This is a genomic window from Thiohalocapsa sp., assembly GCF_019695415.1.
GTDB lineage: Bacteria > Pseudomonadota > Gammaproteobacteria > Chromatiales > Chromatiaceae > Thiohalocapsa.
The window spans coordinates 1-1,671 of sequence record NZ_JAIFKJ010000299.1; the positions used below are offsets into that span (position 1 = coordinate 1).

Consider the following 1,671-nt stretch of genomic DNA (forward strand, 5'->3'; position numbering starts at 1 on the left):
CCGTGGCGGGCCGAGTGTTCTCGCTTGTGTTTACGGGGCGACGGTGCGCTGTGTGTGGCCCGGGCTTTTGGGCCCTCGTTTAAGCGTGGGCTTGCGGGGCCGGCATGGGCCACTGGTATAGGACGGGCCGCCGGGCCATGGCCTAACCCGGCGTCGGATGGCCGACCGATGCTTGGAGGTCGCCGTTGCGGGGAGGCTCATGCGGGCGCAAGGCAATGGCCGCACGCGATGCAGAAACCATTGTTGTCATTCGGGGGCAAGGCGTGGAACAGATTTCCGAAGCTATTGGATTGGTCAACGGGCTCGTCTGGGGGCCGCCGATGCTGGTGCTGATCCTCGGCACCGGCCTCTATCTGACGGCTGGATTGGGCTTGCTGCCGTTGCGCAAGCTCGGCTTTGGCTTCCGTATGCTATGGGCGGGGCGCAAGGAGCTCGGCAAGGGCGACATCACGCCGTTCAACGCGCTGATGACCTCACTGTCGGCCACCATCGGCACCGGAAACATCGCCGGCGTAGGTACCGCCATTGCCATCGGCGGCCCCGGCGCGCTGTTCTGGATGTGGATCACAGCGCTGGTGGGTATGGCGACCAAGTACGCCGAGGCGGTGCTCGCGGTGCGCTACCGCGAGGTGGACGAGAACAACAACCACGTCGGCGGGCCGATGTATTACATCCGCAACGGGCTCGGGAGCAACTGGGCCTGGCTCGCCACGGCGTTCGCAATCTTCGGCATGCTCGCGGGCTTCGGCATCGGCAACGCCGTGCAGGCCAATTCCGTTGCCGACGCGATGGAGAGCAAGTTCTCGGTGCCGTTTTACATCACCGGCGCCGTGATGATGACCGCGGTGGGGCTGGTGCTGATCGGCGGCATTCGCTGGATCGCCCAAGTCGCGGGCAAGCTCGTGCCCCTGATGGCAACGGCCTACCTGCTCGCGGGTCTGGTGGTCCTCGGGCTCAACATTGGCGAGGTGCCGGCGGCCTTTATGACCATTGTCCAGGATGCCTTTACGCCGACGGCCCAAGTGGGTGGCTTCGCCGGTGCCGGTATCATGCTGGCGATTCAGATGGGCGTCGCCCGGGGCATCTTCTCCAACGAGGCGGGTCTCGGCAGCGCACCCATCGCGCACGCCGCGGCTGAGACCGACAGCCCTGTGCGCCAGGGTACCGTGGCCATGCTCGGCACCTTCATCGACACGATCATTATCTGCACGATCACCGGCTTAGTGATCGTGGTCTCTGGCGCATGGCAGTCCGGCGAGACCGGCGCAGCCCTCTCAGCAGCCGCCTTCGGCAACGAATTGCCCGGCGCCGGCGCCTATGTCGTGACGCTCGGCCTCGCGTTGTTCGCGTTTACCACAATCCTCGGCTGGAGCGTCTACGGCGAGCGCTGCGCCGAGTACCTGTTCGGCATTCGCGCCATCGTACCTTTTCGCGTTCTCTGGGTGCTGGTGCTGCCGATGGGGGCGCTCTCGGGGCTCGACCTGGTCTGGACGATCGCCGACACGCTGAACGCCATGATGGCGATTCCCAATCTCGTCGCGCTCTTGTTGCTGAGCCCTGTGGTGTTCAAGATCTCCCGAGACTTTTTCGCCGAGCAGGCAGCAACGCGGCAGGCGAGCTAGGGAAGCGCCGATTTATTGGCGCTTCCCGTGCGGGGCAGGACGCCCCGCC

Annotated in this window: 1 protein-coding gene; it reads left to right on the forward strand. The window is 65.4% G+C overall.

Annotated elements, in window-relative coordinates:
* Nucleotides 1-263 precede the first annotated feature (263 nt).
* Entirely contained in the window at nucleotides 264-1,622 is a 1,359-nt protein-coding gene (locus I6U14_RS08660; protein ID WP_296898505.1) for a sodium:alanine symporter family protein, read from the forward strand.
* The last annotated feature ends 49 nt before the right edge of the window (nucleotides 1,623-1,671 follow it).